This window comes from Cupriavidus sp. WS (assembly GCF_000395345.1).
GTDB classification, from domain to species: domain Bacteria; phylum Pseudomonadota; class Gammaproteobacteria; order Burkholderiales; family Burkholderiaceae; genus Cupriavidus; species Cupriavidus basilensis_B.
Genome location: NZ_AQPL01000691.1, coordinates 1 through 1635, shown reverse-complemented (window position 1 = coordinate 1635; position 1635 = coordinate 1). Strand labels below are relative to the sequence as shown.

Genomic DNA, 1635 nt, shown 5'->3' with positions numbered 1-1635 from the left:
TACGGAACAATCATCGTCGATCTCGAGCGACGTGAGCCGATCGAAGTGTTCGCCGGTAGGGACGCCATTGCGGTGGCTGCGTGGATGCGTGTGCACCCCTCGATCGAGATCGTCGCCAGGGACCGGGCCGGGGCCTATTCCGAAGCGGTCGACCTCGCGCTGCCGGCGGCCAAGCAAGTCTCGGATCGCTGGCATCTGCTGAGCAACCTGCGTGACAACGTCGAGAGGCTGCTATACCGACTCGGGCCACAACTGCGCCAAGCCGCGCAGCAAATCGAGGTCGGTAGGGCGACCTTGGGCCGGCAGGGCGGCGGACTAAGCCGCTTCAACTCACTCAGGTCATGGGAGCGTCTGAGCGATCAGCGACGCGCCACGCGGCTTGCGTTGTACAAGCAGGTGATGGCGCTACGCGCCCAGGGCGGCACGCTCAAAGGAATCGCGCGCGAGCTCTCGATCAGCAATGTAACCGTGCAGAAGTTCGTCCACGCGGGGGCATTCCCCGAGCGCGCGCCCAAGGCGCGGGGTCCGACGCCTTTGGATCCCTATCGCGACTATATCGAGGAACGAATCGCTCAGGGCTGTCGCTTTCCTGAACTAATCTGGCAAGAACTCAAGCAGCGAGGCTATAAGGGCAGTCCCGCCACCGTGCAGAGTTGCATGGCCCGCCTTCTCTTTCCGCTGGGCAAGACGCCGCATGTCCAGAAGCCCGTGCAAACGATGCCAATTCCGTCGGCCCGGCGCGTGTTTGGATGGCTTGTCGGATGGAGAAAGCTCGCTGTCGAAGAGCCAAAGAGCGTGGACCACGAGCGGTTCGTGCAGGCGCTGTGCAAGATCGAACCTGTGGTGGGCGAGGTCCGCAGCCTCGCGCGGGAATTTCTCGGACTCATGCATCGGCGAAGTCTGCGACATCTCGATCGATGGTTGAAACGTTTGTCGTGCTGCGACGCTGTGGAAATGCGTCGGTTCGCGCAAAGCTTGCGCGCCGACTTACCGGCTGTACGGGCGGCCTTCAGGTTGCCATGGAGCAATGGCCAGACTGAGGGTCATGTCAACCGGCTCAAGCTCCTCAAGCGCCAAATGTATGGCCGCGCGAATATCGACCTTCTGCGGCTGCGCGTGTTGAAGCCGAACTAAATTGGCCTGCCTTGTCCTTTTGGACTCGCTTAGTCCGGTCGCGATCGCAGGCGTGAAGTGTAGTAATCGCGGGTCTCCCGCACTTTGTTTGACGGCCGAGTCGAGGGCTGGCCGATTTGGCCGTATGTTGATCGTTACCATGAGGCAAGTTCTCGGTGGGATTGATCGTATTCTCGCCCGTGTGGGTAAGCGCGTGGTCTCCAGCGATGCGTGCGGGGAGACCATTACTGTCGAAGCCTGTAGTACGGTTCGCGCGGCATCTTGTCCTGCCTGCCATCGTTGGAGTTACCGAATCCACGGCCGCTATGTGCGCAGGCTGGAAGAACGTCCGATGCTCGAGCAGCGGGTCATTCTCGCTATTGAGGTGCGTCGCTTCAAATGTACGAACGCCAATTGTCCCCGTCGTACGTTTGTCGAGAACATCCACGCCTTGGCGGGTCGGTATCAACGTCGTACGCGATCGCAAGCTCAGGCGCTACACGCGCTGGGCCACGCCCTCGG

At 61.3% G+C, this 1635-nt stretch carries 2 protein-coding genes; both read left to right on the top strand.

Annotated features, from left to right (window positions below):
• A partial coding sequence (locus tag K206_RS0136570; protein ID WP_020207157.1) for an ISL3 family transposase occupies positions 1 to 1134 on the top strand: 1134 nt, incomplete at its 5' end.
• A 124-nt stretch (positions 1135 to 1258) separates the two neighbouring features.
• A partial coding sequence (locus tag K206_RS42440; protein ID WP_231401748.1) for a transposase family protein occupies positions 1259 to 1635 on the top strand: 377 nt, incomplete at its 3' end.